The organism is Candidatus Dependentiae bacterium (genome assembly GCA_016871815.1).
GTDB lineage: Bacteria > Babelota > Babeliae > Babelales.
In genome coordinates this window covers 1-6,356 of record VHBT01000035.1, presented here as the reverse complement: position 1 = coordinate 6,356, position 6,356 = coordinate 1, and the positions used below count along the sequence as shown (strand labels likewise).

The 6,356-nt window shown below is 42.0% G+C and carries 8 protein-coding genes; 2 read left to right on the top strand and 6 right to left on the bottom strand.

Annotated features, from left to right (window positions below; translation table 11 throughout):
* A partial coding sequence (locus tag FJ366_04170; protein MBM3894762.1) for a hypothetical protein occupies positions 1–652 on the bottom strand: 652 nt, incomplete at its 3' end.
* A 201-nt stretch (positions 653–853) separates the two neighbouring features.
* Here FJ366_04170 and FJ366_04165 point away from each other — a divergent pair.
* Entirely contained in the window at positions 854–1,111 is a 258-nt protein-coding gene (locus tag FJ366_04165; protein ID MBM3894761.1) for a hypothetical protein, read from the top strand.
* Between the two features lie 136 nt (positions 1,112–1,247).
* Positions 1,248–3,410 carry a hypothetical protein gene (locus FJ366_04160; protein ID MBM3894760.1) on the top strand — a complete coding sequence of 721 codons (2,163 nt, stop codon included), beginning with the start codon at positions 1,248–1,250 and terminating at the stop codon, positions 3,408–3,410.
* A 43-nt stretch (positions 3,411–3,453) separates the two neighbouring features.
* On the opposite strand, the gene FJ366_04155 is transcribed toward FJ366_04160, so the two are convergent.
* Genes FJ366_04155 through secG form a run of 5 tightly spaced genes read right to left on the bottom strand, consistent with a single transcriptional unit; the run spans position 3,454 to position 6,143 of the window.
* Positions 3,454–3,894 carry a hypothetical protein gene (locus tag FJ366_04155; protein ID MBM3894759.1) on the bottom strand — a complete coding sequence of 147 codons (441 nt, stop codon included), beginning with the start codon at positions 3,892–3,894 and terminating at the stop codon, positions 3,454–3,456.
* Positions 3,879–4,172, bottom strand: coding sequence for a nucleotidyltransferase domain-containing protein (locus FJ366_04150; GenBank protein ID MBM3894758.1), 294 nt, complete (start codon positions 4,170–4,172; stop codon positions 3,879–3,881). The genes FJ366_04155 and FJ366_04150 overlap by 16 nt, the downstream gene beginning before the upstream one ends.
* Positions 4,173–4,179: 7 nt before the next feature.
* A complete protein-coding gene (locus FJ366_04145; GenBank protein ID MBM3894757.1) occupies positions 4,180–4,938 on the bottom strand; it encodes an ATP-binding cassette domain-containing protein in 759 nt (252 codons plus the stop codon).
* Positions 4,939–4,945: 7 nt separating this feature from the next.
* On the bottom strand, positions 4,946–5,740 hold the full coding sequence (locus tag FJ366_04140) for an ABC transporter permease (protein ID MBM3894756.1): 795 nt from the start codon (positions 5,738–5,740) through the stop codon (positions 4,946–4,948).
* Between the two features lie 10 nt (positions 5,741–5,750).
* On the bottom strand, positions 5,751–6,143 hold the full coding sequence (secG, locus tag FJ366_04135) for a preprotein translocase subunit SecG (GenBank protein ID MBM3894755.1): 393 nt from the start codon (positions 6,141–6,143) through the stop codon (positions 5,751–5,753).
* Positions 6,144–6,356: the final 213 nt, after the last annotated feature.

The following is a 6,356-nucleotide window of genomic DNA, read 5'->3' as shown; positions in this document are numbered from 1 at the left end:
TAATCCTAAGAAGTTCTGCAAGTGCTGCTGCAGAAAGTGGAGTTGTTGGAACTGTTCCGGGTGCTTCTTCACCGCAGATGCTTTCTGTGGACTCATCTGTGGCTACAGGGAGTGCATCTGAGTGGCGTCGCGATTCTCCAGCTGGAGGTGTATCGCTTTTGTCCTCTAAGAATCCTTCTTCCTCGTCTGCACGGTTATCAGCGACTGAAAAACCCCCAGTGCCGCAGATTGTTACGTGGTGGTCGTTAGGAAGTGGGGTTTGTGGTTTTTGTTCTGCAGGTTCACTTTTTTTGTCAGATTTTGAAAGCATGTGCAGAGCGAGTGCTTCTTGAAGAGCAAACTCTGCGTCTAATGTTAGTTTTTGCTCATCGGCTAATTTTTCTTTGAGCATTTCTGCACATTCCTCATCTGCTCTTGTCTGTTCTTGCTCGGCAGCGATTCTTCTTTCTGCCTCAGCGGTTTCCGCGATCGCTTGTGCAACAACATCATCAGGGTTAATTGGAGGTTGAGGTACTGGAGCTAATCGCAAAATAACATGAAGGATGTCGCTTTTTTTTGGACTTCCGTCAGCATTAACTGTTCTTGTTAAAATGGTTGATGAAAAAGTAGCCATAAAAAAAAGTAAAAAGACTGGGCGTTCAAAAAAAAACATTGTAAGGCTCCTGAAATATGGATATAAAAAACCTGGCATAGCTTATGGTTTGTTTTATAAATTTCAATAAAACAAATATTTTTTTTTAATTTATTGAGCAAAAAATCTTGTATGAAAAAAAATTGCAAAAAAGTTGCTCTCAGTTGTGTCTAAAAAGAATAGTAATCAAGAAGTCTGTTTTGTATGTGAGGTTGTATAAAAATGAATAAAAAAGGGGCTTTCTTTTTGAGTGTATTTATTTTCTGTGCTGCAAACTGTGCAGCTCCCGATGTACCGGTCGTGGCTCTTTTTTTACCGGCATTAGTTCATGCATCAATTGTACCCGAGCCCCTTCCAGCTCCACGGCTCTTTCCAGTTGTAGCTGTTTATCAACAGCCGCCGCGACGTTTTTTTGCACTACCGCCTGCGCAGGTTCTGGTCGATGACGATTCGTCCGATGAATCCGATAAAGAAGACTGAGCGATGGTGTTTGGTTGTTTCAACTGAGACTTTTGCATTCAATAAAAATGAATAATTTTTTTTAACTTATTTCTATTCTGCAAAAATTCGCTAATCTAAGCCTAATTTTATCTATTGCATTTTTGTGTCTAAAAATATGTTTCGTATAGCCGCATCCCATCTTTCATTTTTTGTTTTTATTTTGTCCGCATTTCCGGTTGATTTTTTTGCGGGTGGTGAGGTTGTGGGAGCGGCGACTCGGGTCGCCGGATTAAAAGCACGAGCTGCAAAAAAAACTTCTAGACATTCTTTTTTGGCAGGTTTGCTAAGTCCTGCTGCTGATAGATCTCAAGCAATTATTCTCAACACAGAGTACTGCAATTTTATCTGTCAGCTTGTTAGAAATAATGTACTGTTACTCGAGTGTGATGAGAGCGAGCGAGATGAAATAAAAAAGAATGAAGAGGTCTTGCTTAATCAGATGAGTTTTTTGTTGGGACGCATCGAAAAAGTTTTATATCCAGGAATTGATTTAAATCCAGATATTCCAGGGTATGATCTGCAAACTGCTCTGCAGTATAGGTTTTTGTGTGGATTTTATAATTCTTCGATTTCTGTTTCTGAGGCTGATTATGCAGTTGAATCGATGGGTGATAATGGACTGATTTGTTCGTTGCACCTTGCGCATGAGGCAGGCAAGCAAGTTCGTTTTGATATTGAATTAATGGATAATTGTTTTGATGACTCTTCAATTCTTTTTATGAAGCGACCAACACTGCGCATGAGTCTTGATGTGTGGGAAATTGTTAAGCACGATAGTTTTGTGATGCATTCTGTTAATAATTTATTTGAAATTGCATTTGCGAGTGGTCCAAATCAAATGATGGATCGGCGTGGAAGCTGTGAGCTGAATAAACGATTTTCTCAGGCGCTTGAGCTGCGTAATTATTTGCTTACGCAAGTAGCGTTAAATTCAAAAATTTTAGAACGAGCACGCCCCTTTGTATTGCTTGATATTCTCGTTTTAGAAGGGTTTATTGAGGGTATTGAACTGGTAAGGTCTGGGCACATTACTCCATTTGGCGGTGGGCGCTTAAGAATGAAAATTGATCATCCTGTTGAAAAAGATAATTTGGCAGTTTTTACCCAATTTTTTGAAGAGAGCTGTGAGGATATGACTTCACTCGAAGAGCTTTATGAAAAAAAAGAATATTTTTATGAACATCTTCGAGAAAGAAAAGAGTATTTATATGGGCAAATTCTGGTTGTGCGGGCTTTTTTTTGTGGCCTTGATGCTATGGAGGCTAAATTTCGTCGTCTTGCTGTTGCCAGTCGATCACCTTCGTTTGTTGGGGAGGTTGCTTTATCATCAGAGTTTTGTCTTGAAGAAGGAGTTGCGCAAAATGCGTTAAAACAGGGAGGTTCTTTGAGGGCTAAGTTAGATAGAAGGATTCTAAAAAGAGAAATTACGGCCTTTAATGCGGGTGCTTCTCGTCCACAAAGAACAGAGGCAGAGGCTGCTCGGGCTTGTGCCGAATTATTAGCAGATGAAGAAGCAAAAAAAAAGCAGCCGGCAGAAAAAACGCCGCCTCCAAAAAAAAAGAAAAAGAAAAAAAACAAGTCCTCTCCAATTTCTGTCGATTCAACTTCTGTCGATTTAAAAAAACAGCCTCCCAAGGGTTGTGCTGCTCAATCGTTAGATGCCGAAGAAGCCGATGCCTCCTCTGAGTCTGTGAGTGCAGAATCGTCTCCCGATCGCGCATTATCTTTGAAAGAAGAAAATATGAGGCGTTTTGAGCAAACGTGCGAAGAGCGAAGTCAAGAAGCAGAAATGTGGTGGCAGCAATGCAGGGGAAGAGGGTTAGTTGACCGCGAAAGGCAGATGGAATTTCATGGATTTATCGCACAAAGACGGCAAGAGTTGATAGCGCAAAAAGCTCAAGAGCGTGCACGGCGTTTAGCAAAAAAAGAAGAGTACATCGCGTCATTAGCAGCGATTGCGGGGAAAGCGCCCGAAAAAGATTTGGATTTTTTGCGCCACGCATTTGCAAAGGGCTTTGTTGATGCCTTAGCCGAGGATCCTGAGAGTGATTTTAGAACGAGAAAAGAGATTGTGAATGACTATGTGTTTAAATTTGTGTCGTGGGCGGACTTTGATGAAATTTGTAAAAAAGTCTTTACGGTTACATCGCTTGAATCGTTACCAATGTTGAATGATGTTTTCGGGGCAAATAATTTTCACAACCCAATACGTAGCCAAATTGCGTTTCAGCTGGGGAAGTTGGCGCGCATAGCATTTGAGCGAGAATTTACAGTCTAGATATGTAATAGCAGTCCGAGGTTGAATCTCGGGCTGCTTGTTTTTATTTTTTATTTAATCTGGAAACAATGTTTTTCATCAACGTAAATGCTGTTGGCGCATAATGAGCCAGTTTATCGGCAACTTCTTCTTGGTAGATGTGTGAAGTTTTATTGCGCTCTGTGATCATTTCCAAAAGAAGTTGGGCTTCGTTTTCTGTTATAAGTCTAGCAAGAGCAGATTGACGAACAATGTATCGTGGAGTTTGTTCAGCAAGATGTATTCCCTGAGAAATAAGGTATGTTTTTAGATATTTCCAAAATCCTTCTATGGTATATTCAAATCGCTGAATTACAGAGTCTCTCAGAAAATCGCACTGCCTGTGGATTTCGTCATCATTTAAATCGGCGTTGGTTAATTTTTTTGTGTATTCAGATGATGCGTCACCCAGCGAGTCGAGCATTTTTTTGATTTGCTCGGTGGAATATTTTAATTTTTCGTCCATTCGACAAAATCCTTTTTCGCAATTTTTAAAAAATCATCTGAGACGCTGTTAATATCTACAACGTCAACAAAAACATAGATATTACTTTCATTAATATCGCCACGAATTGCAACAAGTGCTGTGTCTGAAATTTTTTCAATATTATTTAGTGCAATATCGTAGTCTGCTCCCTGGGAATGATTTCCTCGAGCGCGTGAACCAAAAAGAAAAATGCGACATCTTGGAAGATGTTTATGAACAATTGAGATAATTGTTTGTTGTACTTGTGGATCAATCATACGGATTTTATTCTTTTAAGTTTTTGGTTAATGGTCCGTCGGCAAGTCCGTGAATGAACTGACGAATCATCGGGTGATCGCTTTGCCAGATGCTGCCTGCAGGTTGCTTGTGTACAATGCCACCTTCAAACAACATAGCCACAGAATCTGAATATTTAAAAATCGAAACATCGTGCGAGATGACAATGGTTGTGGCATTGTACTCGTCATGCGTTTTGCGCATTAATTCATGAATGAGTTGTGTGGCGATTGGGTCAAGTCCGGTTGTTGGCTCATCATAGAAAATAATTCGTGGATTTCCCATCAACGTTCGCGCAAGGCCAACGCGTTTTTTCATCCCGCCCGAAAGTTCATCGGGATATTTTTCGAGTACATCAAGCGAGAGTCCGACCTTTAGGATACATTCTTCGGCAAGTGGTCGCACGATATGCGGGGCGATGCCAGACTCGAGCATCACGATGCCAACATTTTCAAACACAGAAAGCGAATCAAGGAGCGCTGCAAACTGAAAAACATAGCCGCATTGTTTGAGTGCATGCGCAAGTTCAACGCCGGCAAGTCCAACAATTTCGGTGTCGCCAACAACGATCGATCCCGAGTCGGGTTTGAGCAATCCCATGAGCTGTTTGAGCAGCACAGATTTTCCTTCACCCGATCGTCCAATAATGGTGAGAAATTCACCTTGCACGATATCAAGGTTCAGGTTATGCGTTATTTGTTTTGAGCCAAATTTTTTACACAAGTTTCTGATGGCAATCATATTCATTTCTCGGTTACAAAAGTGTCATGAGTGCGGTGAGGATATAGTCCATCACTAGTGTTCCCATGCTTGCGTAGACAACACTTTCGGTGGTTGATTTTCCAACACCTTTGGCGCCACCGGTAGTTACCATACCTTTGTAGCAACCGACAAGCGAGAGCAGGAGTCCAAAAATAGCGGCTTTGACAAATCCTTGCAGTAAATCGCTTGAAGCTACGGTTGCTTTGATGCTTTCGGTGTACACTTCGGGGTTGATCCCTAAGGTGTGAATTGAAATAAGATAGCCAACAACCACGCCGCAAGTTGTGCAGATCATCGAAAGAAAGGGAAGGGTGATAACCGATGCGATAACGCGCGGCACCAGCAAATATTGATTGATATTAATCGAGAGCGTGGTGAGTGCATCGAGTTGTTCCGAGATGCGCATTGTGCCGATTTCGGCCGTCATTGCAGATCCAGCTCTCCCGGCAACCATGAGAGCGCTGAGCACGGGCCCAAATTCGCGCGCCATGGCAAGAAAAACAAGCGGACCTACAAACTGGTCTGCACCAAAAGAACTGAGTCCTTTGTACGCGTGTAGCGCCAAAACGCCGCCGATGGTAGCTCCGGTTGCAACCACCACGGGGAGCGAGTCGATTCCTACAAAAACCATCTGAGCAATAATTTTTTTTGCTTTCAGTGGTGCGTGCAGCATGGTGCGGAAAATGTCCGCGCAAAAAATGCCAAAGAGCCCAAACTCTTTGATTACTTTGAGTGTTTGGGCTCCAAGATTTTCAGAGAACACAAAAACATCGCGAACGCTGATCATACAACTGTTCTTACGCGTTTTGTGTTGATGTTGTTTCTTCTACTGGTGCAGTTATTGGTTCGGTTGGTGTGTTGTCTGAGATGATGGTGGAGTTTTCGTCAGCTACTGGTGAGCTGTTTTTTGCAAGCGGGCTGTCGTCAACAAAATTCCCAAACGATGACACAACCGAGTGGTGACGATCTTTTGTTTTTGCGATCGTCAATCCAAGTGCCAAAACTATGAGCAAAAAGCCAAGCACCCAGGTTGTTTTTTCGATCATGCTTTGTCCACCCGATCCGCCAAACAGCATTTGTCTGCCTGCAGAGCCAAGCCCCATATCGCTTTTTCCTTCTTGCAAAAGCACCGCAAGAACGATCAATACAGCCAAAACAACTATCGCGGTTGTTAATAATTCAATAATCATACAACATTCCCAATCATTTTTTACTGGTTAAACAGCTCAAGTATATCATTATTTTTTTTCACGTCATGTTTCTTTCTTCGTAGAGAGTTTTTTACCTTTTTGGAGGTGCTACGCGGAGTGGGTTGGGTATCACTTTTGTAGTTTTCGATGGTAAGAATGTAAGGCCTTTCCCTGTCACAGATGCTTGTAGTTCGTTTGCGCTTTTTTTGCCCG